The organism is Pseudomonas koreensis (assembly GCF_025447595.1).
Classification (GTDB): domain Bacteria; phylum Pseudomonadota; class Gammaproteobacteria; order Pseudomonadales; family Pseudomonadaceae; genus Aquipseudomonas; species Aquipseudomonas koreensis_H.
In genome coordinates this window covers 97069-121376 of the sequence record NZ_JAOEJU010000003.1, presented here as the reverse complement: position 1 = coordinate 121376, position 24308 = coordinate 97069, and the positions used below count along the sequence as shown (strand labels likewise).

Annotated in this window: 25 protein-coding genes; 17 read left to right on the top strand and 8 right to left on the bottom strand. The window is 57.6% G+C overall.

Features of this window, described 5'->3' with window-relative positions; genetic code table 11:
- Positions 1–16 precede the first annotated feature (16 nt).
- The 3 genes from N8H71_RS06265 to N8H71_RS06255 all read right to left on the bottom strand — a co-directional run bounded on the left by N8H71_RS06265 (position 17) and on the right by N8H71_RS06255 (position 2512).
- Complete coding sequence (locus N8H71_RS06265; RefSeq protein WP_262193315.1) at positions 17–436, bottom strand: cupin domain-containing protein; 420 nt, start codon at positions 434–436, stop codon at positions 17–19.
- Between the two features lie 225 nt (positions 437–661).
- Complete coding sequence (locus N8H71_RS06260; RefSeq protein ID WP_085690341.1) at positions 662–955, bottom strand: putative quinol monooxygenase; 294 nt, start codon at positions 953–955, stop codon at positions 662–664.
- Between the two features lie 123 nt (positions 956–1078).
- The gene (locus N8H71_RS06255; protein ID WP_262193314.1) at positions 1079–2512 is read right to left on the bottom strand and encodes a PLP-dependent aminotransferase family protein; all 1434 of its coding nucleotides are present in this window, start codon (positions 2510–2512) and stop codon (positions 1079–1081) included.
- Positions 2513–2822: 310 nt separating this feature from the next.
- On the opposite strand from N8H71_RS06255, the gene N8H71_RS06250 reads away from it, so the two are divergent.
- Positions 2823–3266, top strand: coding sequence for a carboxymuconolactone decarboxylase family protein (locus N8H71_RS06250; protein WP_262193313.1), 444 nt, complete (start codon positions 2823–2825; stop codon positions 3264–3266).
- A 133-nt stretch (positions 3267–3399) separates the two neighbouring features.
- Here the strand turns inward: N8H71_RS06250 and N8H71_RS06245 are convergent, their stop codons facing one another.
- Positions 3400–3714, bottom strand: a complete 315-nt coding sequence (locus N8H71_RS06245) for a hypothetical protein (protein WP_262193312.1) — start codon at positions 3712–3714, stop codon at positions 3400–3402.
- 195 nt (positions 3715–3909) lie between these two features.
- On the opposite strand from N8H71_RS06245, the gene N8H71_RS06240 reads away from it, so the two are divergent.
- Genes N8H71_RS06240 through N8H71_RS06230 form a run of 3 tightly spaced genes read left to right on the top strand, consistent with a single transcriptional unit; the run spans position 3910 to position 6104 of the window.
- Positions 3910–4584, top strand: a complete 675-nt coding sequence (locus tag N8H71_RS06240) for an STN domain-containing protein (protein WP_262193488.1) — start codon at positions 3910–3912, stop codon at positions 4582–4584.
- Complete coding sequence (locus N8H71_RS06235) at positions 4581–5132, top strand: RNA polymerase sigma factor (RefSeq protein ID WP_011334580.1); 552 nt, start codon at positions 4581–4583, stop codon at positions 5130–5132. Before N8H71_RS06240 ends, N8H71_RS06235 begins: the two co-directional genes overlap by 4 nt.
- A gap of 33 nt (positions 5133–5165) precedes the next feature.
- Complete coding sequence (locus tag N8H71_RS06230; protein WP_262193311.1) at positions 5166–6104, top strand: FecR family protein; 939 nt, start codon at positions 5166–5168, stop codon at positions 6102–6104.
- Between the two features lie 141 nt (positions 6105–6245).
- Here N8H71_RS06230 and N8H71_RS06225 read toward each other — a convergent pair whose 3' ends face one another.
- Together N8H71_RS06225 and gspH are read right to left on the bottom strand one after the other, a co-directional pair.
- Positions 6246–6854: a prepilin-type N-terminal cleavage/methylation domain-containing protein gene (locus tag N8H71_RS06225; protein ID WP_085746260.1), complete on the bottom strand. Its 609-nt coding sequence runs from the start codon at positions 6852–6854 to the stop codon at positions 6246–6248.
- Entirely contained in the window at positions 6851–7303 is a 453-nt protein-coding gene (gspH, locus tag N8H71_RS06220) for a type II secretion system minor pseudopilin GspH (protein ID WP_011334577.1), read from the bottom strand. Before gspH ends, N8H71_RS06225 begins: the two co-directional genes overlap by 4 nt.
- Before the next feature lie 133 nt (positions 7304–7436).
- Between gspH and N8H71_RS06215 the strand changes: the two genes are divergently transcribed.
- The 6 genes from N8H71_RS06215 (at position 7437) to N8H71_RS06190 (ending at position 14074) form a co-directional block, all read left to right on the top strand.
- Complete coding sequence (locus N8H71_RS06215; RefSeq protein ID WP_262193310.1) at positions 7437–7868, top strand: type II secretion system protein N; 432 nt, start codon at positions 7437–7439, stop codon at positions 7866–7868.
- A gap of 320 nt (positions 7869–8188) precedes the next feature.
- Positions 8189–9604: a hypothetical protein gene (locus N8H71_RS06210; RefSeq protein WP_262193309.1), complete on the top strand. Its 1416-nt coding sequence runs from the start codon at positions 8189–8191 to the stop codon at positions 9602–9604.
- A 166-nt stretch (positions 9605–9770) separates the two neighbouring features.
- The gene (locus tag N8H71_RS06205) at positions 9771–12566 is read left to right on the top strand and encodes a putative dsRNA-binding protein (RefSeq protein WP_262193308.1); all 2796 of its coding nucleotides are present in this window, start codon (positions 9771–9773) and stop codon (positions 12564–12566) included.
- 17 nt (positions 12567–12583) lie between these two features.
- Entirely contained in the window at positions 12584–12832 is a 249-nt protein-coding gene (locus N8H71_RS06200; RefSeq protein ID WP_262193307.1) for an ATP-binding protein, read from the top strand.
- Positions 12832–13695 carry a response regulator gene (locus N8H71_RS06195; protein ID WP_262193306.1) on the top strand — a complete coding sequence of 288 codons (864 nt, stop codon included), beginning with the start codon at positions 12832–12834 and terminating at the stop codon, positions 13693–13695. Before N8H71_RS06200 ends, N8H71_RS06195 begins: the two co-directional genes overlap by 1 nt.
- A 91-nt stretch (positions 13696–13786) precedes the next feature.
- The gene (locus N8H71_RS06190; protein WP_262193305.1) at positions 13787–14074 is read left to right on the top strand and encodes a hypothetical protein; all 288 of its coding nucleotides are present in this window, start codon (positions 13787–13789) and stop codon (positions 14072–14074) included.
- Between the two features lie 82 nt (positions 14075–14156).
- On the opposite strand, the gene N8H71_RS06185 is transcribed toward N8H71_RS06190, so the two are convergent.
- Both N8H71_RS06185 and gspI read right to left on the bottom strand, forming a co-directional pair.
- Positions 14157–14519, bottom strand: a complete 363-nt coding sequence (locus N8H71_RS06185; RefSeq protein ID WP_262193304.1) for a DUF6124 family protein — start codon at positions 14517–14519, stop codon at positions 14157–14159.
- A gap of 605 nt (positions 14520–15124) precedes the next feature.
- Complete coding sequence (gene gspI, locus N8H71_RS06180; protein WP_262193303.1) at positions 15125–15505, bottom strand: type II secretion system minor pseudopilin GspI; 381 nt, start codon at positions 15503–15505, stop codon at positions 15125–15127.
- A 146-nt stretch (positions 15506–15651) separates the two neighbouring features.
- Here gspI and gspG point away from each other — a divergent pair, with 146 nt between their 5' ends.
- The 7 genes from gspG to gspF all read left to right on the top strand — a co-directional run bounded on the left by gspG (position 15652) and on the right by gspF (position 23890).
- Entirely contained in the window at positions 15652–16110 is a 459-nt protein-coding gene (gene gspG / locus N8H71_RS06175) for a type II secretion system major pseudopilin GspG (RefSeq protein ID WP_007959380.1), read from the top strand.
- Between the two features lie 8 nt (positions 16111–16118).
- The gene (gene gspK, locus N8H71_RS06170) at positions 16119–17072 is read left to right on the top strand and encodes a type II secretion system minor pseudopilin GspK (RefSeq protein WP_262193302.1); all 954 of its coding nucleotides are present in this window, start codon (positions 16119–16121) and stop codon (positions 17070–17072) included.
- Positions 17069–18214, top strand: a complete 1146-nt coding sequence (gene gspL, locus N8H71_RS06165) for a type II secretion system protein GspL (RefSeq protein ID WP_262193301.1) — start codon at positions 17069–17071, stop codon at positions 18212–18214. Before gspK ends, gspL begins: the two co-directional genes overlap by 4 nt.
- Positions 18207–18752, top strand: a complete 546-nt coding sequence (locus N8H71_RS06160) for a type II secretion system protein M (protein WP_262193300.1) — start codon at positions 18207–18209, stop codon at positions 18750–18752. The genes gspL and N8H71_RS06160 overlap by 8 nt, the downstream gene beginning before the upstream one ends.
- On the top strand, positions 18749–21106 hold the full coding sequence (gspD, locus tag N8H71_RS06155; RefSeq protein WP_262193299.1) for a type II secretion system secretin GspD: 2358 nt from the start codon (positions 18749–18751) through the stop codon (positions 21104–21106). The genes N8H71_RS06160 and gspD overlap by 4 nt, the downstream gene beginning before the upstream one ends.
- A gap of 166 nt (positions 21107–21272) precedes the next feature.
- Positions 21273–22679 (top strand): type II secretion system ATPase GspE, encoded by a 1407-nt coding sequence (gene gspE, locus N8H71_RS06150; protein WP_262193298.1) that lies wholly within the window; start codon positions 21273–21275, stop codon positions 22677–22679.
- The gene (gspF, locus tag N8H71_RS06145) at positions 22679–23890 is read left to right on the top strand and encodes a type II secretion system inner membrane protein GspF (protein WP_262193297.1); all 1212 of its coding nucleotides are present in this window, start codon (positions 22679–22681) and stop codon (positions 23888–23890) included. The genes gspE and gspF overlap by 1 nt, the downstream gene beginning before the upstream one ends.
- Positions 23891–24308: the final 418 nt, after the last annotated feature.

Genomic DNA, 24308 nt, shown 5'->3' with positions numbered 1-24308 from the left:
GCTGGTTAAACAACCATCAGTTTTTCAATGGGATCAGCACTTGCTCGTCCGGCGACAGCACCATGAACACCAGCAACTTGGCCGGCTTGCTGTTGCTGGCGTTTTTCGAGATCAAATGCTCGGAACCGGCCGGCTCGTACCAGTACTGGCCCTTCTTGTAGGTGACCGGTTGCTCACCTTTGACCTGGGAAACGATCTCACCTTCAAGCACGTAAGCCATGGCCGTGCCGTCGTGTTTGTGGGCGATCGAGGACTGGCCGGGCTTGTAGTCGACTTCGATCATCATGGCTTTTTTGCCGGGGACGTTTTTCAGCACCTGATCCTGCAGCACCGAGATTTTCTCGGACGGGGAATCGGTGCCGTGGGCCAGTGCCGAAGCGCTGATGGTGAGGGCCAGAGCGGCGAGCGGGGCGGCAAGCAAGTGCAGGGGTTTCATGGTGATCACCTGTTCAAGTGGGGGAGTCGGTAATCACAGTAGTCCGCGGGCCGGGGTATTCAAACGGCCAATATTCGGGAAGTTCGGGTGACCAATCTGGGGGATTCTGCGCTTTCGAGTACGCCTTCGCGAGCAAGCTCGCTCCCACAGTGTTCTGTGTCGTTCATATTATTAGTGAACTGCACGAAACCCTGTGGGAGCGAGCTTGCTCGCGAAGGCGGCGGATCAGACGATAGGAAAGCTGTTGAAATCCACGCTATTGGCCAGACGACTGTCGATCAGGTCGATGAAGCCCTGGGCTTCCGGGCGATTGAAATGTGCCTGCATCGCTGCTTCCGATTGCCAACGGGCGCTGACCGTCCAGCGCTGACTGTCCTCGGGGCAGCGGTCGACCATGTAGGAATCGCAGCCCGGCGTTTCGCGCAGGGTTTCGACGATCTTCTGCAACTGCTTCCCCAGCTCCTCCGATCGGCCGGCTGCAGCCTGCACCTGTACGGTGTTGATCACTTCGTTGGACATTGCTCACACTCCTGAATCAGGCCGGACGAATCCTGCTCATTGAGGGATAACGCCTGTGCAGAATAGGCCTGCACCCCCGGATCACCAATAACCAATCGGCGGGTAATCCGTTAGACCAATCTATCAGGCGACCTGTTGCAGAATGTCGCGCAGGCGATCCAGCGCGATGTCGATGTCCAAGGTCTCGATGGCGCCGAAACCGAAGTACATTCCGCTTCTTGCAGGCTGCTGGTAATAGAAGCCATCGATGGCGTACAGCCCGACTTCGACCTTTTTCGCCAGTTCGATCACCAGCGGCAAGTCGATCGGCACCTTGCAGAACACCGCCATGTGAAACCCCGCGCTGGGCGGCACGGCCTCCAGCCACGGCGACAGGTCGGTGGCCATGCGCGCCAGGATCCGCTCGCGGCGCTGCGCATAAATGGTGTGGCAGCGGCGGATGTGCTTGAGCAGACACCCTTCGGCGATGAACTTGGCCAGCGCCCATTGCGGCAGGGTGGATGCGTGTAAATCTGTGAGCTGCTTGGCGCGGATCACCGCTTCGAGGATCGCTGGCGGCAGGATGGCGTAGCCGAGGCGCAGCTCCGGCAACAGGGTTTTCGAGAAGGTGCCGACGTAGGCGACGATGCCGCGCTGATCGAGCTTGTGCAGCGAATCGGTCGGGCGGCCCTTGTAGCGGAACTCGCTGTCATAGTCGTCCTCGATGATGATCGCGCCTAGCTCATGGGCCCGCTCAAGCAGGGCCTCGCGCCGCGCCTGACTCATCGGCATGCCCAGCGGAAACTGGTGCGACGGCGTCACGTAGATCAGCCGCGTGCCCTCGGGAATCCGCTCGACCTGAATGCCCTCGGCATCCACCGGCACGCCGACCACCGTCGCCCCGTGAGTGCCGAACAACAGCCGCGCCGGCGGGTAACCGGGATCTTCCATCGCCACCAGACTGCCGGGGCGAATCAACACGCGGGTGATCAGATCAAGCGCCTGTTGCGCGCCGTTGCACACCACGATGTCTTCGTCCTGACAGTTCACGCCACGGGAAAACGCGATGTGCCGGGCAATCGCATTGCGCAGCGCCGGCAGGCCTTCCGGCACGCTGTAGAAGCCTTTGGAATTGGCCATCTGCCGCAACGCGTGAGAGACGCAGCGGCGCCAGTCATCCTGGGGAAACTGGCCCTTGCTGGTGGCGCCGCCGATGAAGTCATAGCGCAGCGAGCCCTCAAGCGTCGGATGCCGCAGAAACACCGGCAGATTGCGCCAGCTCTCGATTACTTCGGAACTGGCCAGCTCTGAATGGCTTTGCTTGCGCTGGACCGGCGTCGAGCGGGCGTTGACGTAAGTGCCTTTGCCGATCACGCCGGTGAGGAAATTCTCGTAGGTGAGTTGCGCGTAAGTGTCGGAAATGGTCTTGCGCGAGATCCCCAGTTGCTCGGCGAGCAAACGGCTGGGCGGCAACTGGGTGCCGGCGGCCAGACGCCCGGATTCAATGGCGCCGCGCAGTTGCTGGTACAACTGACCGGCCAGGTCTTTGCGGCCATTGATCACGACATGAAGTTCCATACCGAGGGGGCTCTCCGGGCGATTGAGTGTGCCGGCCAGATTACTCCCGAATGCGGTACCGGCAGAAGTTGCGCAGTGCAAATCCCCAAAATTGGCATAGGGCCCTGTGGGAGCGAGCTTGCTCGCGAAAGCGGTGTCTCGGTTGACATCAATGTTGAATGTAATGCCCCCATCGCGAGCAAGCTCGCTCCCACAGGTATCGTGTTTGGCTCGGTTCAGTGGTCTGCCGTTTTTTCGTGAAATTGGGGCTGTAACGTTGCCGAGCCAGCGCTTACCGTGAAATCACTCTTCTGCTGCCCGAGACCCGCCCATGTCCCCGCGTCTGGATTACTACAGCGCTTCACCCAAAGCCATGAAAGCGATGATTGCCCTGGAAGCGCTGACCAGCAGCCTGAGCATCGAGCCGCCGCTGCTGCACCTGATCAAGATCCGCGCCTCGCAGCTCAACGGCTGTGCGTTCTGCACCGACATGCATTCGGTGGAAGCGCGGCGGGCAGGGGAGACGGATCGGCGGCTGTACGCGATCGCGGTCTGGCGCGACAGCGGCTTTTTCAACCTGCGCGAACGGGCGGCGCTGGCCTGGACCGAAGCGGTAACGCTGCTGGCGGACAGCCGGGTGCCTGACGATGTTTACCAGCAGGCGCGGGAACAGTTCAACGAGACGGAACTGGTGGACCTGACCATGGCCATCAGCACCATCAACAGCTGGAATCGGTTGGCGGTGAGCTTTCGCCAGGTCCCCGCAGACCATTGATCAATGCCAAACACAAAACCCTGTGGGAGCTAGCTTGCTAGCGATGGCGGCTTGTCTGCGCGATCGATGTTGACTGACAGGGCGCTATCGTCGGATCGCCGCCCGGAGCAGGCTCGCTCCCAGAGGAGATCAGTCAGTTCGGTGGCCGCTGCGGTTTCACCGACGTGCCAAACGTGTTGCCCATCCGCGTACTAGTGGCCGCCGGCGTCGCCAGCCCCACCTGATTCGGCGGCCGCTTGTTGACGGGCACATTCATCGCTTCCTGATTTTTCTGCGCAGCCGCCGCGCCGTCGGGGTTGTTGCCCATTTGCTGGCTCAGGCAATCGTAATTCGGCGCCTTGTAACCACCTACTGTCACCTCGACACAGCCCAGCGGCTCCTCCGCGTGTGCACCGCCCAACACCGTCAGCAACAACCCGCCGAAGACGACTTTCCAGACTGATTCCATGCCTGCCTCCTGGCCGGCCCGAAGGGGCCGCTCTAGCTCAAGAGTCTAGTGCAACGGCGGCGCCGATCCCGTGATGGTTTTTTTGCAGTGGCCGTCACACCAGATTCATAAACAGCCCTCAGGATGACGGTTTTCAGGGATACATCAGCCGTGCAGCGAGGCCGTGCCAGGGAGGATGTTGTGCGCTCAGCGCTCATGCGCCAGCTCTGTCTGGGGCTGCTGCTTGGCTTGTTTCTGAGCCGCGCCGGCGCCGACCCGATGCCGGCGACGATGCGCATGACGCTGCACATCCCGGCCCAGGAACTGGCCCGCGCCCTCGATCAGTTCAGCCGCGCCACCGGCATGGCGGTGCTGGTCGACAGCCAGTTGAGTCGCGGTCGACGTTCGTTGGCGGTGGATGGCGAATTCACCGCCGCCGAAGCGTTGCGCCGGATGCTCGGCGGCAGCGGCTTGATGGCCAAGTACAGCCGCGACGACGCGTTCACCTTGCAGGTGGCGCAAGTCGAGGAAGTGCCGTTGCCGGCGGAGAAACCGACCCCCGCCAGCGCAGCCGTCAACCGCAGTTACGCCACGGCGGTGCAGGCCGCGATTGAACGCAACCTGTGCCGTTCGCCGCTGACCCGGCCCGGCAGTTTTCGCGCGGTGTTGCAGCTGTGGATCGGCCGCGACGGCGTGGTGCAGCACAACCGGTTGGTCACCACCACCGGCGATGTTCGGCGCGATGCAGCGCTGGTAGACAGTTTTCACACGCTCAAGATCGACCGGCCCACACCCGGCGCATTGCGCCAGCCAGTCACGTTGCTGTTGTTACCCGAATCGTCAGGAAAGCGCATGGAATGCACACAATGGGAAGGAGTTTCCGGGGGATGAAAGACGCCGGACAAAGTTCGATGGTCCAGCTGTTCCTGACGTCCTACGAGGACTTTCGGGTGCGCCTGCGCCGCCGTCTCGGCTCGGAGGACCTGGCCAACGACGTGCTGCACGAAACCTACCTGCGGGTGGACCGCATGGAGGCGCCGCCGAACCTGCTGCGGCCCAACGCCTACCTCTATCGCATGGCCCTGAACATCGCCGCCGACCGCCGCCAGGCCGATGCGCGGCTGCTCACTGGCAGCGAAGTCGAAGAACTGCTGCAAGTCAGCGACGAAGCGCTCGACCCGATGCGCGTGGTCGGCGGCCAAAAGGAAATCCAGTCCCTGCTCAGCGCCCTCTACGAACTGCCGGCCCGGCGGCGTCGGATCTTCATCGCCGCACGGCTGGAAGAAGCGCCACACCTGGAAATCTCCCAGCGTTTCGGCATCTCCACGCGCATGGTCGAGAAGGAAATCAAGGCTGCCCTCGGACACTGCGCGGCCAAACTGGAAAGAAAAGTGTTTCAGCGGTTCGGTCGCGGGGCCGGAAAACCGTCTAGTGAATGAAGCTCCCGATCAACCCGTCGAGTACCTGCGCGTTTGAACATCTTCCGTCTGACACCTGCCGAGCCCACGCCTGCCGAGCGTCTGCAAAGCGAAGCCCGCGACTGGCTGATCCTGCTGACCTCCGGCCGCGCCACGGTCGCCGACGCCCGAGCGTTGCGCCAGTGGTGCGTGCAAAGCCCCGAACACGCCCGCGCCTTCGAAGAGTGCAAGGCGTTGTGGCACCTGCTGCAACCGGCGGCCGAAGCGACGCAAGCGCCACGAAGGTTTGGACGCCGGGCGTTTCTCGGCGGCGCGATTGCCGCGTCGGCCGCATTCCTGGTGGTGCGCGGTACGATTCCGGGCGGATTCTCCGGGCTCGGCGCGGATTACATCACCGAAGTCGGCCAGCAACGCAGGGTCGAACCAGCCGATGGCTTGAGCCTGGAATTGAACACCCAGACCCGCATCAACCAGCGTTCGGTAGATGAGGGCGTGCAAGGCTTTGAACTGGTCAGCGGCGAAGTCGAAGTGCAGACCGCACGGTTGCCCATGGCGATGCAGGCCGGTGGCGGCTGGTTACGGGCGAGCAGGGCGCGGTTCAACCTGCGCAACCTCGATCAGCAGGTGTGCGTGACGTGCCTCGATGGCGCGGTGGATGTGGAAGTTGAAGGTCGCAGCCTGCGCCTGGAACCAGGCCAGCAACTGACCTATGACGCGCAACAGGTCGGCACCGTGCAAAGCGTCGACACGGCCGCAGTAACCAACTGGCGCCAGCAAATGCTGGTGTTCAACGGCGCGACCCTCAGCCAGATGATTGACGAGATCAACCGCTACCGCCCAGGCATGTTGCTGCTGCTCAACCGCGAACTCGGCCAGCGCCGCGTACAAGCACGTTTCTCCCTCGATCAACTGGCCGGCGTAGGCGCCCTGATCCGCGATGCCTACGGCGTCAAATGCACCGAGTTGCCGGGCGGCGTAGTCGTCCTCAGCTAACCCAACACACTATTCAAAACCACCTCAGAACCCTGTGGGAGCGAGCTTGCTCGCGATGGCGGTAAGTCAGGCAATGAGATGTCGGATGTGAAGGCCCCTTCGCGAGCAAGCTCGCTCCCACAGGGATCTCAGTGACTTCAATTACTGCAACGGCCCCATCACCTGCCGATACTTCTCCACCCCCTGCGCCGTCTCCCGAGTCAACCGCACCTCCAACCCCAACGGATCCTCCCGCCGATTCCCGCTCAACTGCCGCCACCCCTTATCCATCTCCCAAACCCGCACCTGCAAATCACTCACCTCACCCAAAACCGCAACCCCCGCCGTAGGCGCCGGCAACGGATACCGACTGCGCGCCGGCGCCACCGCGCGATACAACGTGTCCCCCTTGAGCCACCAGCGCACCCGCTGCAACGCCCCCGGCTGATCCGCCGCACTCCGAATGATGTCCAGCCGAAACCCCTTGCTGTCACTGCTGCGCACCGTAACGGCAGGCGGAGCCGTCGCCGGTTCATCCTCGGTGCCGACCTTCTTCGGCTCCGTCAGCTCGATCCCGGCGCGCATCTCCACATCCCGCTGCATCTGATTCAGCGCCCGCAACAGGCTGTCGCTCTGCTCACCACTGGCCTGCAAATGGCTGTCGGCGCGCGTGACACTGTCCAGCCCCTTCCAGGCAATCAGACTGACCACCGCCATCAACAGAATCGCGACCATCACCTCGATCAGCGTAAAACCTTGTTGTCTGTTCATTGCACGCTAATCCGGCCCGAAGCATCGCGCAGCACACTCAACCGATTGAGCCCGTCAGACAGCGTCAACTGCAGCGGCGGATTGATCCACTCTGCGTTCAGCACCACTTTCTGCTTCGGCTCCACCCGCACCTCCAGCTTCGGACTCTGCCAGGGACGCGGCCGCAACTGCGGGTCCCGATCGAAATGATCAAAGCCCTTGCCACTGTCACTGCGCCGACTGAACCGAAACCCCTTGCCATCGCTCAACCACGCAATCGGCCGGCCATCGGCGCGGGCCTCAGCCTGGGCAATCTGCAGCAACTGCGCCACGCGCTCGGCGTCCTTGCGCAGCAACTGCAACGGATCGGGCTTGATACTCAGACTGATCGCCGCACTGGCGATGCCGATGATCACCAGCACCACCATCAACTCGATCAGCGTAAAACCCTGCTGCCTGCACCGGTTCATCGAATGCGCACTCCCTTGCGTCCAGCCCCGTCCCAAAAAACCATCCTGCACGGCCAACATGTAAAGCGTGTGAAATAAAACCGTGAGAATTGCCGCGTAGTCTGGTCACCGGGACTAAAAGGAGATTCAGCCCATGAGATTCACCGCACGCTTTTCACCCCCCCAAATCACCCAGGCCGCCGCACTGCTGGCCGCCCTGGTCGGCATCGCCACCTGGTCATCCCTGCTCCTGACCACCGCCGAATCCCACACCCCGGCGGCCACCCCGCAACTGCTCGCTGCGCGCAGCGATAACCCGGCGTTGCAATGGTTTTCCAACCGCACGGCGCCGGTGGAGATCAAGGTCAGCGGCGTGATCGCGGGGAGTCGCGGGGAGGTGGCGATACTCAGCCTCAACGACGGACCGCCGAGGAGTTTTTTGCAGGGGGAGCGGGTGAGTCCTGGGGTGAGGTTGGTGGCGGTGGAGGGGGATGGGGTGGTAATTGAGCAGGGTGGGGAGCGGGTGCGGTTGGGGGTGGAGAGGTTGGGGGAAGGGGTGGAGATGCCTAGGTTGGTTAGGCCGTGAATTATAGGTAGTGAGGCGGTCATTTCAGCGTTTTAGTGGGGTAACGGGTTCCTGAATGCCGGGAATGCGCTTGAGTTAATTTTTGGTCGGTTGAACCCATAGTCAACAACTGCTGTTTGTTGTGGGCATATATCTGCCAAAAGTAGTCGTTTGAAGGGAAGTTATTGATTTCTCAGACAAAGAAGCCGAAAAAAGGGCTTTCTAGATTGGTCGTGCTGGAATTTTCTCGAATCAGTCCCAGTCGTGCTCCATAGCCTAACGCCATTATGTCTGCTAAACCATGCAAATGAACCCGCCGACGTCACCAGCAAGGAAGCATCATGTCTCAGTTACCTATTATCATCGCTCAAGGTCAAGTCTCGAATGGGGTTGACCAATTCACTAATGCTCTAGTGGCGTATTTAGATCACTTGGGATTACCAACGAACAACGTGTTGGTTTCGACCCAAGAGCGTCAGCGCGTTATTGCTAACTTGCCAGAGGTTGTAAATAGTATCGAGTTGGCCCAGAGAGGTGAATCCCTCTATATATCAAAATTTATAGCCGCTTGCGGAGCAGGACTTTTTGACGCTGCTTTGAATTTTATTTGGGATGAAACGGTAGTAAACCTTCGAAGAAAAGTAGCAAGATTCGACCTGGAGTATTTTTACGATAGTGTTGTTACTGATACGGCTCGCAGATCTAAACTAAAGGGTGAGGAGGACCTGGTTAAGATTGATGAGTGGGAACTTGTCCGTGGATGTCATTTGACCGGGATTTTATCGGATATTGGATATCGTCACCTTGATTACATTAGAGATATGCGCAATTGGGCTAGTGCCGCACATCCTAATCAAAATGACCTTTCAGGTCTGCAGCTAATTTCTTGGCTTGAGACATGTATAAGAGAAGTTATTGCTAGGGAGCCTGAAGGAGCCGCAATAGAAGTTAAGCGGTTTCTGCATAGTATACGCAATGCGTCTCTTAGTGAGCAAGATGCGCAACATATTAGAGCGGGAATGGAGCATCTACCAAATGATATTATAAAGTCTTTGCTGCGCACAATTTTTGGTATGTATACTTCGGAGGCGACCTCTGTGCAGATAAAGTCAAATATAAAACTAATCGCCTCAAAGTGCTGGGCTCTAGCGTCTGATGACTCTCGCTTTGAATGCGGGGTACGTTTTGCAACATTCGCAGCTAACGGGGAAGCAGCCAGACGGTCTTTAGCTCACGAGTTTTTATCAGGTGTCGGCGGACTTGGATATCTTCCCTCAGATAATCTTGCAGTTGAAATGTCGGAAGCTATCAATTCACTTTTTAATGCACATAATGGCTATAATAACTTTCATAACGAACCAGCGCATGCAAAAATCCTTGTTTCTTATCTTCCTAATAATGGAAAAATTCCTGAAAGTATTCGCCAGAAATATGTAAAGACCATTGTAATGACTACTGTGGGGAATGGTTATGGAGTTTCCGAAATCGCTGTCCCGCATTATAAGCGTATGACTTCTAGCTTCTCAGAGGAGGAGTTCAAAGAATTCGCGCGTCTATTACTTGAGCGCGAATTTTCAGCGCGCCTTGCACTGCGAGGCTGCGGCCCGGCATTCAGGCAATTAGCCCAAAGTTTTATTCCAATGACCACCAATCAAGTGACGCTAGCCGCTTTCAATATCATCTGTGCAAGCACGGACTTGCAACTGCCCAATCTAGGCAAAGATAGCAATTATTTGAGAGTTGTAAACTCCTATTAGTAAAAGGCAGAAGTCAAAGGGCGTGGCTCCTGAAATGGGGGACTAGTTTGTTTGCAGAAAATAAATCAGTTTCCTTTTTTGTTAAATGCTGGGTTGTGATTAAGGACGCTCTTGGAATTACAAAGAAGTATTGCCGATAGTATTTATTGCAAAGGTTAGGTTAGGCATGGAAGATATCACGGATCTGGCTGCTGAAATTGAAAAAAATAATTTTATGTTGGCCGCGCTTCATCATAAATCGGCTAGGAAATGTGCTTCGGAAAAATTAAAGGAATACAATTTAGATGATCGAATAATTGATGCGTGGGAGTCGCTTGGTAAATCAATTATAAGCATGTATTCAGCTTGCCGAGCAATGGATGTCGCTGATAAAACCTCTGGCGCATGCTCTTTAATACAAAGAAAAATAAAATTCTATATGTATGAGCAGCTAAGCGAAAAAATTAGACTTACAAATAAAGGAAAATTTGGTCGCGGAGTTGCAGTGCATGAAAAGGAATCAGCTGAGGTTAATAACTCGCTAACCAATCAGTTGGTCGGAGCAATTCACCATAATTTTGGCTATAAAAAATTGAAAGGTGAGTTTCTAGATAAGTTTTTGTCCTTGCAGTCAATAGACGTGGCTCCTGAAAAAGACAGCAAGACTAAGCTGCAAGAGTATTGTCAAAGTGTTGGAAAAAAGTTGCCAATTTATATTTTACTTGAGGAGACAGGTCCCGCACACCTACGGGTTTTTAGAGTCAAGGTGGAAGCTCTAGGCGTTCAATGTGAAGGTGATGGGACCTCTAAGCGAATAGCCGCGCTTAACGCGGCAGAGAATTTTATAGAAAAGTACTCCATTCGCGTGCAGTGTAAAAATAAGTCAATTAGCGCAAACAAGAAAATTGATTATATTTTAGCAGCCAAGTCAATGCCGCTACCAAATAATTCTTATAAAGTTAGGGGGGTCGTAGAAAAGTTGGGGCTGCCAATTTGGTCTGTTTCCTTAGTTGGATTGGCGCTAACTCATCGAAGCTATACTTATGCAAAAAGAAATCCCACTCTAGGTAGTAATAATACTGTCCTGGCTTTTTTGGGAGCAAGTGTTATTGAGTGGATAGCATTCGAAACGGTCGTCAGAAGCCTAAGCATGGATGATCTCTCAAAAGCCGGTGGAATCCGAGAAGTGGTCAGGGCATTGGTCAATGAATACAGTATTAGTGATATTTATGAAAAACTGCTGACGTCTGATGTGATTCTTATAGGAAACGGAGAAAAAAATTTAACACAGGCAATTAAGGGTGAGTTTGTTCAGGCTCTATTCGGTGTGCTCTTCTTAATTAAAGAAGAAGGGGTGAGTGGTGCGGGTGATTTAATTAAAGATATTCCAGTATTTTTAGATCATTTTGTAAATAAGACTAAAAGCATGGATTTGTCCCGAGATGAGATTGCTCCAGTAAAATCGGTATTTCAAGAGAAATGTCAAGCTCTTGGGTTGAAAGTTAAGTTTACAACGGATGCTGTATCTCACGATCAACAGCGATGCGCAACGCCATATATAACCTTAGTGTCAGAGTATCTCGATGCTGCGCTAAGTATTCAAGGGGATGCGAAGGTCTCCAGAATTAATGAGGCAAAGTCTAACGGTATACTAGAGTCTGAACTCGCTAGAAAAAACAAAGCTATATTTGATGTGGCTCTACTTGGTGAGGCTTCTCCTGTTTTTGAAATCTACCAAGAACCTTATTTGAAGTGGGTTGTTGCACACTCTATTAGTTTGGCGGGGAACGCAGGGGAGAAAGGCGAAACACTTAGAGTTTCGAGGCTTATAAACAAAAATTTTCTAGGTGTTCATCTAGTTAGAGATATGAGCTTTTTAGGTTTTGAGCAGTTTATTAGATCGGTAAGTGGTTTTGTTGATCTTGGAGTCGGTTCGAATAAGTCTGGACTTGTGAAGTATTACGGTCATGCTGGAAGGAACTTGGAGTCAAACAAAAATAATAGTTTGCTAAATGCTATTGCGGATCTTGAAGTGGAATTATCTGCTGCCGACCCACTTGAGGAATCGAATGATATACGTAATCGGAGCGCTTTCAAAAAATTGATTTCCGAGGCTACTATTTATCGGTTGAAAAGTGGAGATGTAACCGTCACTACGATAGGAGAAATTGTAGAGGAGTTCAAGCTGCTTCGGAGGGGTGAAGCAAACATTATTCGTTATGCAGATCCGCTTGCTGAAGTCTTTGAAATCGATGGGGCCCATCTGTGTTTGTTCGATGTTTTTAGAACCATATGCGCCCAAGGCAACGCGATCCATATTGAAGTCGATGTCGAAGATGGCGAGCTATGCATTAAGATCAAAGGTCTTACAGATGTAGAGCAGGGCGACGTGCTCTCGTCGACATTGTGGTCTGATTTGAAGGTGGTTCTTGCTGTAACTAAAGTTGTTGTATCTGAAGAGTGTTTCAAAATTTCTATAGGTTCTCTTGTACAAAATGAAGTTAGGAAAATTGCCTTAGAGTTTTGGTGGCAGTATCATTTTAAGGATCCTTATGAAGCGGCGGCAAATGATCAAATAGCGTCCATACTGCACGATGTTAAAAATAGCATATTGGGTTATTGTTTTACGTCGGAACATGCAAGAAATAAAAGCACAGGAAGAGAGCGTTATTTGCTTGCTGCTGATGCTAGTGGTCATTTAGATAAAGCTAATGTTGCGCTAAGAGTCGCAAAAAGTCTATCTAGGGAAACTGGTTCGGCAACAATTTGCCCAGTGAAAATAAGTGTATTCATCAAAACGTTGATAAGCGAACTGTGGTCGTGGGTGCCGAGCTCGGTTAATTTGATTTTTTCACCTTGTGATTCCGAAGTTGAAATATGCACCGATGAGCTTCGTTTGCGGTCGCTAATAAGTAACTTGGTTAAAAATTCTGTAGAGGCAATGGCTGGTAGTGGAAATATATATATATATCGTATGGTGTAGAGGAGGCGCTCGAAGGCGTGGAGTTTGTTATAAAAGATGTGGGGCCCGGATTCGAAGAGGAACAGCTCGTCGCGCTGAGAAATGGTATTCCTCTGAAAACATCTAAAAGTACAGGCCATGGTATTGGTCTGATGGCAGTAATGTTAACTGCTAAGGAGCTAGGCGGGAACATAGTTTTTTCAAATGATAAAAATTTTGGGGCGGCTGTTAAATTGTGGATTCCGTCAATTCAAAATAATGAAGAGCTAAGTGGTGGTGAACTTTGATGAAAAGTATTCTTTGGGCGGACGATCAACAAGAAGTAATTGCTAGCATAGTGCGCATTTTGGGATTGGATGATGTAAATTTTGAGTTTACAAATAACGGCGAGGATGCACTGATCAAAATGCAAGAAAAAGATTATGATCTCGTGCTAATCGACTTAGCCATGCCTCCAGGTCGTTGGGGAGGGCTATGGCTTCTGGAGAAAATAAACGAATTGAAATTTGACCTCCCTTCAATAGTTGTATCTGGGGAAGGCAGTCAGGCAGAGACAATAAAAGCACTTCGATTGGGTGCTGTAGATTATGTCACAAAAGAGAATTTGATAGCTGAGCTTCCACAGCAACTTAAGCGCGCCATGGATAAAGATTCTAAAGTACAAGAAGGTTTGTTGTCTATAATTAATGGTGGTGAGACAGATATTGTCGAGTTTAAATCCACCCTGAGAATGAATCTGCGATCTGGTGCAAAGGATCGTGAAATGGAACTATCGGTGCTTAAAACTATTGTCGGATTTTTCAATTCTTCAGGAGGGACTTTGCTAATTGGCGTTAATGATGAAGGAGAGTTATTGGGTGTTGGTAGTGATTTGTTTCCTAATAATGATAAATTTCAACTTCATTTTTGGAATATTTTTAGAGAGACGGTTGGCGTAGAGTATTCTGAGTTTGTGAAGTCGGATTTAGTAGAGGTTGATAATAAGTTTGTGTTTTCCGTGCGATGCCTCCCCAGCAATCGGCCCGTGTTCCTGAAGTGGAAAACTGCTGGGCAAAATAAGGCTGAGGAACTATTTTATGTGAGGGTGGGCCCGCAAACAGATTTGCTCGGCATACGGCAGGCAATTGCTTATATTGAAGACCATTTTTGAATAAGTAAAAAGGGGCTGATTTACTTTCTGGCATTCAATTAGTCTCCTTTCATGCTAGAACCCTTCAGCCTCTACCACCGGCACCAATGGAATGAAAAAGCTTTTAATCGCAGCAATCCTCACCGTAGTAACCGTGCTCTACGTCGGCTACTACGAAGCGCTTGAGGACGGGGATATCGAGACCATTGTCTTCATCAAAAAGCACCCGACGTTTCAGATGAAGTTCTACAACATCCACGCCAACGATGGAGAGATTAGGAAGGTAGAGCGCCTGACAGCAGAGGAGCGGGGGTGGATTATTGATTACTGCAGGTATCGCTTGGGAATCGACACTGACCTGAAGACTCAGGATGACGTCGAGATGTGCCGCAAAAAATAGAAATGTTCACTTGGCCGAGGTCGTCAGTTACACCTGACAACCTCGGCCATTTTCCGGCTATGGATCTACAGCGCTCAGCCGCTTACGTCTTCACCTCAACATGATCCAGCGCCTGATTCACCGCCAACTCGCTCAACATCACCAACTGCGCAATCCCTATCGCAGTCTTGCGATGGGCAGGCTCCAGCGTGGCGGCAAAGTTGTTGAGCATTTCGCTGGCCGATCCCAGTGATTCGCTGGCGTTGGCCAGGAGGGATTCGCTGTTGTAGGCGGGGTTGGCCAGGAACATGGGATCGTGCTTGGTGTGACTGCCCATGATGCGTTGTTGTGGGGTGAGGTAGTGGTCGAGGGCGCGTTCGGCGGCTTCGTTCAGGGTTCGGGAATCGGGGAATTGGTAGGGGGAAACTGGGTCGGTTTCTGGTGGGTTGGGTGTTGGCTTGATCATAGATGTAACTCCTCATGCTTCAAAAAGGGAGGCCATCCAATTTCGCTACCAAACGAAGGTGGCGGCCATGCTCAGGTTGGTAGACCGGCACATGAGGAACCCGGCGCACCCGAAGGTGCCCTGTGCATGACCACCATAAAGCCGAGACGAAACGACGCCGCGAATGGTGATGCTGTGCAACTCTCATGTGCGGGCTACCAAACCCGATCACTGTTTTTCAGTGACCCGGAAACGATAAGGCCCGCGCATTAGACGCACAAGCCGGCGGATTCTGGCGTAGTCGTAGGTAATGACGCAAGGTTGTGTAGCCTTGGGGAAGTAACGGTGGGTGTCTTTTAAACGGGGATTTTTGGGGGGGGTAAACGGGTGGTTCAACAAGCGGCCCTCACCCCAGCCCTCTCCCGGAGGGAGAGGGGGCCGACCGAGGTGTCTGGCGTTGTACATCGACCTGGGCGACCGAGTTGATTATGGGTTTGGAGGCGGGCGTTTGAGTTGATTATGGGTTCAACGCGGTGTGTGCGTGGTGGTGAAGATTTTCAGGTGGTTGTCGGAAATATCTCTCGGTCGATTCTGCTGCATACCAGCGGTCTGACGTTTCGGGAGGGCTAGGGATTTTCGGGGCGGCTGAGTAACGTCTCCAGCCGAGCCAGCGGCGGCGCTTCCTGGCTACGATCAAACACCTGCACCCCCACCTTCAACAACCGCCCATTCTCCGCCCCCCCAATCACCTGCTCACACCGCAACAACAACCGCCCCTGATCACACTCCATCGCCTTAACCCCCATCGGCAACCTTCCCTCCAACCGCAATTCCGCCATCCGACTCTGCGCCGCAATCATCGCAATCGAACGATCCCGCAAAACCCCGCTGCTCTGCGTCATCAACCCCGCCACACGAACAGCGGCGGACATGGCGACGGCGATGATCGCCAGCGCGACGAGCACTTCAATCAGGGTGAATCCGGCTTGCGGGGAGGGGGTGCGCATCGGGGGCTCGGGCAGTCAGGCAGCCCTTGACGCTAACGCCCGTGCTTGACGGCTTGACGACGAAAACACCCGAGGATTTTCAACATCCCTGACATATCTTCTTGCAACACTGCGCGTCGAATCGAATCAAGCCAGGGAATGACGAGATGGATATCGCGCAGTTCAAACAGCCCAATCGACCGAGCCGGATGCCCCGTGGGCAGCAGGGTTTCACGCTGATCGAGATCATGGTGGTGGTGGTGATTCTCGGGATTCTGGCGGCGATGGTGGTGCCCAAGGTGCTCGACCGGCCGGATCAGGCGCGGGCCACGGCGGCGAAGCAGGACATTGGCGGGTTGATGCAGGCGCTGAAGCTGTATCGCCTGGATCACGGCACTTACCCGAGCCAGAGTCAGGGTCTGAAGGTGCTGGTGGAGCGGCCGGCCGATGCGAAGAATACCAACTGGCGCTCGTACCTGGAGCGCTTGCCGAATGACCCGTGGGGTCGTCCTTATCAGTACCTCAATCCCGGTGCCAACGGCGAGATCGACATCTTTTCCCTCGGCGCCGACGGCCAGCCTGACGGCGACGGCGTGAATGCCGACATCGGTTCCTGGCAGTTGTAAGGCCGGTCATGAACAGCCAATCGAACCAGCAGGGGATGGCGATCATCAGTGCGCTGCTGATTGCGGCGGTGGTCGCGGTGATCGCCGCCGGCATGCTGACCCGCCAGAGCGTTTCGACCCGGGCGCTGGAAGCCGAACAACTGCGTGTGCAGGGCCGCTGGGTGTTGCACGGCGGGTTGGAGATCAGCCGGCAATTGTTGTGGGACGCGCGGCAGCGCGATCCGTTGACCCGCCTCGATCAGCCGTGGGCGCAGCGCTTGAACACCCAGGGTTTCGAAGGGCGGCTGGAGGACGAGCAGGGCAAGTTCAACCTGCGCAATCTGGTGGCCAACGAACGGATCGATGACGCGCAGGTGCAGGCGTTCGAGCGTTTGTGCGAGTTGATTGGCGTGAGCAGCGGCTTGAGCCGGCGCATCAGTCAGCGGGTGATCGGCTCTTATCCGCACCTGTTGAATGCGCAAGTGGTGGACAAGCCTGTGGCGAAAAACACCTTCGACAGCGGGCGCGCCACGTCGCCGTCCGCGTCGCGCAAACCGCAACCGCCGACCTTGCCGATGCTGCGTACGCTTGATGATTTGCGCAGTGTCGACGGGGTCAACGATGCGGTGTTGGCGAAACTCGCGCCGTACCTGACGGTGATTCCGGCGACCACCTGGCTCAACGGCAACACGGCCACGGCGCCAGTGCTGGCGGCTTATGTGCCGGGGCTGTCGCTGGAGCGGGCGCAGGCGTTGATCAATGAACGTGACGCCGGGCGCTGGTTTATCAATCGCGGGGATTTCGTCAATCGCCTGCGACTGCCGCAACTGGAGATCACCAGCGTCAAGGTCGGCATCACCAGCGACTGGTTCCGGCTGCGCGGGCAGTCGCGGCGGGATCAGCGGCGGGTCAGCCTCGATGCGTTGTTGCATCGCAGTCAGGATCGTTTGCCACAAGTGATCTGGTCGCGGGTGGGCGTATGAGCCAGTTGCGCGTGAGTTTGCCGCCGCTGGCGGAGCTGAGTCTCGACAGTGAAGTGGAGTGTGCGTGGCTGGATCGTCAGGGGCAGGTCACTCGCCAGGAGCGCGTGCGGCTCGGCGCACTGCCGAAACAACCGCTGGTGTGTTTTCTGCACCCGTCGGACAGCCTGCTGGCGAGTATCGATCTGCCGCCGCTGCCCGCGAACAAAACTGCTGCCGCCGTGCAATGTGCGGCGCAGGCCTTGATGCTCGGCGACAGCGCCGAGATGCACATCGCCCACAGTGCTCGCAATGAAAGCGGCCAGGTGCAGATTGCCTGGGTAGCACGCAAGGATTTGCAGCACCTCGGGCAATTCGGTTTGAACCTCAAAGGCCTGTACCCGGCGCCCTACAGTTTGCCGGTGATGGCGGGCGGGGTCGGCTGCCTGCACGACGATCATCTGTTGCTGCGCCACGGCCCGAATGCGGCGCAGGTGCAGCCGATGATCGATGAAGCGTGGCTGCTGGAAACCGGTCTGCCGGCGCACTGGATCGGTGACGGCGCGCCGGAAGCGGTGCAATCGATATTGGCCGACTCGCAGCGCTGCTCCGGCCCGTTGCCGAATTGGGGTTTGCACGGCGGCCTTCAGCAACCGGGCACCGAACATCGCGGTTGGGGCAGGGCGCTCGGTTGCTGTGCGCTGGCATTGGCGGTGTGGGTGATCGGTTTGAACCTGTACGCCGCCCGCGAGGCCGGGCAGGGCCAGCAGCTCAAGGCCCAGATGGCGCAGCGGGTGAAACAGGCGTTTCCCGAGTTGCCGGTGATCCTCAATCCGCTGCAACAGGCGCGTCAGCAAATCGCAGCTCGTCAGCAGGGCGCGGTGGATGCGCCGGGTCAGGATTTCACGCGGCTGGTGTCGCAGGCCGGCAGTGGCATGCCGTCCATGGCCGGGACGGTGCAGCGGCTGGAGTTCGTCGACGGCGCCTTGCAATTGAGTCTGCTGCCCGAGGCCCGGCGTTCGGGCAACGACAAGGACTGGCAAGGCACGCTGGCCCAGGCCGGCATCAGCATCAGCCCGAATGATGACGGCTGGGTCCTGCGCCCGGCCGGCGAGGCGACCGCTGCCACCGACAACGACGACAGCAGCGGAGCCGAAGATGAATAGCCCATCGCTTGCGAAATACCGCGCCGGTTGGCAGCGCTTCAATGCTCAGTTGCAGGACCGTTGGCAGCCATTGGCGTTGCGGGAAAAACGCATGGTGGGTGGCATGGCGGCGCTGTTGCTGGGGCTGTTTGTGTGGGTGGCGCTGGTTCAGCCGCCGCTGAAGAAGATCGCCGCCTCGCAAGTCGAAACCCCGAAATTGCGCGCCCAGGCCGAAGCGCTGGAAGTGCTGTTGCGCGACGTCAGCGTGCGCCCCGACGGGCAGAACCTGGAGCAGTCGCTGCAACAAACCTTGCAGGCCAGCGGACTGGGCGGCCATTTCCAATTGGCGGCCGCGTCCGCCGGCTGGCAGTTGACCTTTGACGCGGCACCGGCCGACGCCGTGCTCGACTGGCTGCTGAGCCAACCCCGGAATTTTTCACTGCAAGTGGTCGAGGCCCGTCTGCAACGTGCAGACGACGCCGCGACCGATGACACCGCCGGCACTCTGTCGGGCACCGTACGCATGGATCAGGCGCTGGGCGCTAAGGAAGCTTCATGAAGGGGTCAGGGTCCAAACGCATGGCGTTGCCGATGCTGTTGATGGCATTGAGCGCGTGCAGCAACACCACGCCACCGAATCAACCGCCGCTGCTGGTGGACAGCGAACTCGGCCGGCCGCTGGCCAACACCCAGCGCAGTGGCGACGCGGTGCTCGACCGCGAGCGGGCGCAGGCTCAGGTCAAACCCGCGCCAAAGCAATTGCACAACATCACCGAACGCGCCCGCAGTGGCGGTTCGGCGCGGGGCACGACGTTGCCGGCCAATCCGTTGGGCGATCAACCGGTGACGCTGAATTTTGTCGATGCGGATATTCAAGCGGTGGTGCGGGCGTTGTCGCGCTCCACCGGTCAGCAGTTTCTGGTCGATCCTCGGGTCAAGGGCAACCTGACGCTGGTCTCCGAAGGCCAGGTGCCGGCGTATCAGGCGTACGACATGTTGCTGGCGGCGCTGCGCATGCAGGGTTTCAGCGTGGTGGATGTCGGCGGTGTGGCGCAGGTGGTGCCGGAGGCCGACGCCAAGTTGCTCGGCGGGCCGATCTACAGCGCCGACAAACCGGCCGGCAACGGCATGCTCACCCGCACGTTCCGCCTGCAATACGAGAACGCGGTGAACCTGATCCCGGTGCTGCGCCCGATCGTGTCGCCGAACAACCCGATCAACGCCTATCCGGGCAACAACACCATCGTCGTCACCGACTACGCCGAGAACCTGACGCGGGTCGCGCAGCTGATTCAGGGCATCGACACCCCGAGCGCCATCGACACCGACGTGGTGCAGATCCAGAACGGCATCGCCGCCGACATCGCGCCGATGGTCGCCGACCTGCTCGACGCGCCGGGCAATGATCCAACCCAGAAAATCGCGGTGATCGGCGACCCGCGCTCCAACACCATCATCATCCGCGCCGGCAGCCCCGAGCGCACGGAGCTGGCGCGCAACCTGATCTACAAACTCGATAACGCCCAGAGCAATCCGAGCAACCTGCACGTGGTGTATCTGCGTAACGCCCAGGCCGGCAAACTGGCTCAGGCACTGCGCGGATTGTTGACCGGCGAAAGCGACAGCGGCACCAGCGACAATGCGCGTTCGGTGCTCAGCAACATGGGCAGTTCCACCAACTCGGGCGGTGGGCAGAACGGCCAGGGCGGCACGCAAACCAACGGCAGCACGTCGACAACCAACAGCGGCAGCACCGGAGGCAGTTACGCTCAGGGCAGCAGCGGCACCAGTGGCAGCGGCAATGCGCAAAGCAGCGATCAGAACGTTGCCTTCAGCGCCGGCGGCGTGACCATTCAGGCGGACGCGACCACCAACACCTTGCTGATTTCCGCGCCGGAGCCGCTGTACCGCAACCTGCGCGAAGTCATCGATCTGCTCGATCAGCGCCGCGCCCAAGTGGTGATCGAGAGCCTGATCGTCGAAGTCGGCGAGGACGACGCCAGCGAATTCGGCGTGCAATGGCAGACCGGCAACCTCGGCGGCAAAGGCGTGATCGGCGGCGCCAACCTTGGTGGTTCGGGGATCAACGTCAACGGCAAGACCAGCATCGACGTATTGCCACAAGGGCTGAACCTCGGCTACGTCAACGGCACCGTCGACATCCCCGGCATCGGCAAGATTCTCGACCTGAAAGTGCTGGCCCGGGCGTTGAAGAGCAAGGGCGGCACCAACGTGCTGTCGACGCCGAACCTGCTGACCCTGGACAACGAAGCCGCGAGCATTTTCGTCGGCCAGACCATCCCGTTCGTCAGTGGCAGCTACGTCACCGGCGGCGGGGGCACCAGTAACAACCCGTTCCAGACCGTGACCCGCGAAGAGGTCGGTTTGAAGCTCAACGTGCGGCCGCAGATTTCCGAGGGTGGCACGGTGAAGCTCGACATCTATCAGGAAGTCAGCAGCATCGACGAACGCGCCTCGGCAGCGGCCAATTCGGCGGGGATTGTCACCAGCAAACGCGCGCTCGACACCAGCATCCTGCTCGACGACGGGCAGATCATGGTGCTCGGCGGTCTGCTGCAGGACGGCTACAGCCAGAGCAATGACGCGGTGCCTTGGTTGTCGAGCATTCCGGGGCTGGGCGCGCTGTTTCGCAACGAACGCCGCTCGATCACCAAGACCAACCTGATGGTGTTCCTGCGCCCGTACATCATCCGCGACAGCGCGGCGGGCCGCAGCATCACCCTCAACCGTTACGACTTCATGCGCCGCGCTCAGGGCGGTCTGCAGCCGGAGCGCAGTTGGGCGATGCCGGACATGCAGGCGCCGCAATTGCCGACCGCTGCGCAGGGCGTGCCGGCGTCGCTGCCGGGGACGGGCCCGCGCGCGACCATCAAAGCGGTGCCGATCCAATGAACGTGGCGAGGGAGCTTGCTCCCGCTGGGTTGCGCAGCAGACCCAAAAACTGCCGCCTCATTATTCCAGACACACCTTGCATGCCGGGTGTGCGGGCGCTTCGCACCCGAGCGGGAGCAAGCTCCCTCGCCACAGAGGTCAGGAGCGACACTCGGGAGGGCATGAGATGAGCGCATTGCCTTACGCCTGGGCCAAGGCGCAGCGGATTTTGCTGCGCGACGGCGTGCTGACGGTGTGCCCGTCGACGCCGGGCTGGTCGATCAGCGAAGTACGGCGGCAGTTCGGCGCGGCGAGGCTTGAGCGGGTGCGCGATGACGAACTCGACGGCCTGCTCGCCACGGCTTATGCCGACACCGGCAGCGCGGCGGCGGTGGTCGGTGCGGCGGAGAACGAAGTCGACCTCGACCGCTTGATGCAGGACATGCCGGAAATCACCGACCTGCTCGACACCCAGGACGGCGCGCCGGTGATCCGCATGATCAACGCCTTGCTCACGCAAGCGGCGAGGGATGAGGCCAGCGACATTCATATCGAACCGTTCGAAACCCATTCGGTGGTGCGCTACCGGGTCGACGGCACCCTGCGCGACGTGGTCTCGCCGCGCAAGGCGTTGCACGGTGCGCTGGTGTCGCGGATCAAGATCATGGCCCAGCTCGACATCGCCGAAAAACGCCTGCCGCAGGACGGCCGCATTGCGTTGCGCGTAGCGGGGCGACCGATCGACATTCGCGTTTCCACCGTGCCCACCGGCCACGGCGAGCGGGTGGTGATGCGTCTGTTGGACAAGCAGGCCGGGCGCCTGCATCTCGAAACCCTGGGCATGGACGCGCAGGTGCTGGCCAAGCTCGATCACCTGATCCGCCAGCCCCACGGCATTGTGCTGGTCACCGGTCCCACCGGTAGCGGCAAGACCACCAGTCTGTATGCGGCGCTGGCGCGACTCGATGCGAGCACCAGCAACATTCTTACCGTGGAAGACCCGGTGGAATACGACTTGCCGGGCATCAGCCAGATTCAGGTCAACGCCAAGATCGACATGACGTTTGCTTTGGCCTTGCGCGCGATTTTGCGGCAAGACCCGGACATCATCATGATCGGCGAGATCCGCGACCTCGAAACCGCGCAGATCGCGGTGCAGGCTTCGTTGACCGGTCACCTGGTGCTGGCGACGTTGCACACCAACGACGCGGTGTCGGCGGTGAACCGCTTGATCGACATGGGCGTCGAGCCGTTTCTGCTGGCGTCGTCGATGTTGGGCGTTTTGGCCCAGCGCTTGGTGCGACGGCTGTGCAGTCAATGCAAACAGGAAGACCCGGCCACGCCCGGCACTTGGCGCCCGGTGGGTTGTGCGGCGTGCAATAACACGGGTTACAGCGGGCGAACTGGTATTCACGAATTGTTCTGCATCGATGACGACATCCGCACGTTGATTCACCAAGGGGCAGGGGAGCAGGCGTTGCGTGCGGCGGCGAGCAAGGCCGGGATGTTCAGCCTGCGCGAGGACGGCGAGCGCTGGATCCGCAGCGGTGCCACGGCGCCGGAAGAAATCCTTCGTGTGACACGGGACGCCTGATGAATCGCTATCGTTTTGAAGCCGCCGATGCCAGCGGCAAGATCGAATCCGGGCATCTGGAAGCGGACAGCCAGGGCGCCGCGTTTGGCGTGCTGCGCGGGCGTGGTTTGACCGCGTTGTCGGTGGAGAAGGAAAGCAACGTCTCCCAGCACGGCGGCGGTGGATTGTTCAGTGCCAAACTCTCGGACAACGATCTGGCGTGGGCCACTCGGCAACTGGCGAGCCTGCTTGGCGCCAGCCTTCCACTGGAGGCCGCGTTGAGCGCCACGGTCGAACAAGCCGAGAAAAAACACATCGCTCACACCCTCAGCGCCGTACGTGCCGACGTGCGCAGCGGCATGCGCCTGGCCGAAGCGCTGGCGGCGCGACCACGGGACTTTCCGGAGATCTACCGGGCGCTGATTGCGGCGGGCGAAGAGTCCGGCGATCTGGCGCAGGTGATGGAGCGGCTGGCGGATTACATCGAAGAACGCAACAACCTGCGCGGCAAGATTCTCACCGCGTTCATCTATCCGGGCGTGGTCGGGCTGGTGTCGATCGGCATCGTGATTTTCCTGCTCAGCTACGTGGTGCCGCAGGTGGTCAGCGCGTTTTCCCAGGCACGGCAGGATCTGCCGGGGCTGACGTTGGCGATGCTCAATGCCAGTGATTTCATCCGCGCCTGGGGCTGGTTGTGCGCGGGCGTCATGGCTGGCGCGTTCTGGAGCTGGCGCCTGTATCTGCGCAACCCGGCAGCGCGCTTGAGTTGGCATCATCGGGTGCTGAAGCTGCCGCTGATTGGTCGCTTTGTGCTGGGGCTGAACACCGCACGTTTTGCCTCGACGCTGGCGATTCTCGGTGGCGCCGGGGTGCCTTTGTTAAGAGCATTGGAAGCGGCACGCCAGACCTTGTCGAATGATCGTCTGAGCCTGAGCGTCAATGAGGCCACCGCCAAGGTGCGCGAGGGCGTCAACCTGGCGGCAGCGCTGAAAGTGGAGAACGTGTTTCCGCCGGTGCTGATTCACTTGATCGCCAGCGGCGAGAAAACCGGCGCGCTGCCGCCGATGCTTGAGCGCGCCGCACAAACCCTGTCACGCGATATCGAGCGCCGGGCGATGGGTATGACCGCGCTGCTTGAGCCGCTGATGATTGTGGTGATGGGCGGGGTGGTGCTGGTGATCGTGATGGCGGTGCTGTTGCCGATCATCGAGATCAATCAGTTGGTGCAGTAGGGGGTGTGTCTGTTGGTTTGATGTTGTCTGTGCTGGCCTCTTCGCGAGCAAGCTCGCTCCCACAGTGGTCGGTGGTGCATACAGAATCTGTGATCAGCTCATACCCCTGTGGGAGCGAGCTTGCTCGCGAAGAGGCCGGTCAGAGCAATAGATAATTCATTTTTTTTCAGCAGCCTCAGCATCACCCGACCCTCATTCCCCCCATCCTCGGGTTCTCCTTTCTGTCATCTGCAACGGCCCTTCAAGGGCTGTGGCCGATTCCCTCGAAAAGCTTGCCGTAGACACTCCGGATAACCAGCAGAACACCCGAGAAAATCCCTCGAAAATCACCTCGCACCTCCCGAGGTTTTTTCCTTTATCTGTCACCGGAAACTGCGAATTTCTCAGTGCGACTTAACCACGGACCCCGCTTGCGAAG

Coding starts and splice junctions, on each gene's coding strand:
- N8H71_RS06265 (WP_262193315.1), bottom strand. CDS start 436: ATGAAACCCCTGCACTTGCTTGCCGCCCCGCTCGCCGCTCTGGCCCTC.
- N8H71_RS06260 (WP_085690341.1), bottom strand. CDS start 955: ATGTCCAACGAAGTGATCAACACCGTACAGGTGCAGGCTGCAGCCGGC.
- N8H71_RS06255 (WP_262193314.1), bottom strand. CDS start 2,512: ATGGAACTTCATGTCGTGATCAATGGCCGCAAAGACCTGGCCGGTCAG.
- N8H71_RS06250 (WP_262193313.1), top strand. CDS start 2,823: ATGTCCCCGCGTCTGGATTACTACAGCGCTTCACCCAAAGCCATGAAA.
- N8H71_RS06245 (WP_262193312.1), bottom strand. CDS start 3,714: ATGGAATCAGTCTGGAAAGTCGTCTTCGGCGGGTTGTTGCTGACGGTG.
- N8H71_RS06240 (WP_262193488.1), top strand. CDS start 3,910: ATGCGCCAGCTCTGTCTGGGGCTGCTGCTTGGCTTGTTTCTGAGCCGC.
- N8H71_RS06235 (WP_011334580.1), top strand. CDS start 4,581: ATGAAAGACGCCGGACAAAGTTCGATGGTCCAGCTGTTCCTGACGTCC.
- N8H71_RS06225 (WP_085746260.1), bottom strand. CDS start 6,854: ATGAACAGACAACAAGGTTTTACGCTGATCGAGGTGATGGTCGCGATT.
- gspH (WP_011334577.1), bottom strand. CDS start 7,303: ATGAACCGGTGCAGGCAGCAGGGTTTTACGCTGATCGAGTTGATGGTG.
- N8H71_RS06215 (WP_262193310.1), top strand. CDS start 7,437: ATGAGATTCACCGCACGCTTTTCACCCCCCCAAATCACCCAGGCCGCC.
- N8H71_RS06210 (WP_262193309.1), top strand. CDS start 8,189: ATGTCTCAGTTACCTATTATCATCGCTCAAGGTCAAGTCTCGAATGGG.
- N8H71_RS06205 (WP_262193308.1), top strand. CDS start 9,771: ATGGAAGATATCACGGATCTGGCTGCTGAAATTGAAAAAAATAATTTT.
- N8H71_RS06195 (WP_262193306.1), top strand. CDS start 12,832: ATGAAAAGTATTCTTTGGGCGGACGATCAACAAGAAGTAATTGCTAGC.
- N8H71_RS06190 (WP_262193305.1), top strand. CDS start 13,787: ATGAAAAAGCTTTTAATCGCAGCAATCCTCACCGTAGTAACCGTGCTC.
- N8H71_RS06185 (WP_262193304.1), bottom strand. CDS start 14,519: ATGATCAAGCCAACACCCAACCCACCAGAAACCGACCCAGTTTCCCCC.
- gspI (WP_262193303.1), bottom strand. CDS start 15,505: ATGCGCACCCCCTCCCCGCAAGCCGGATTCACCCTGATTGAAGTGCTC.
- gspG (WP_007959380.1), top strand. CDS start 15,652: ATGGATATCGCGCAGTTCAAACAGCCCAATCGACCGAGCCGGATGCCC.
- gspK (WP_262193302.1), top strand. CDS start 16,119: ATGAACAGCCAATCGAACCAGCAGGGGATGGCGATCATCAGTGCGCTG.
- gspL (WP_262193301.1), top strand. CDS start 17,069: ATGAGCCAGTTGCGCGTGAGTTTGCCGCCGCTGGCGGAGCTGAGTCTC.
- N8H71_RS06160 (WP_262193300.1), top strand. CDS start 18,207: ATGAATAGCCCATCGCTTGCGAAATACCGCGCCGGTTGGCAGCGCTTC.
- gspD (WP_262193299.1), top strand. CDS start 18,749: ATGAAGGGGTCAGGGTCCAAACGCATGGCGTTGCCGATGCTGTTGATG.
- gspE (WP_262193298.1), top strand. CDS start 21,273: ATGAGCGCATTGCCTTACGCCTGGGCCAAGGCGCAGCGGATTTTGCTG.
- gspF (WP_262193297.1), top strand. CDS start 22,679: ATGAATCGCTATCGTTTTGAAGCCGCCGATGCCAGCGGCAAGATCGAA.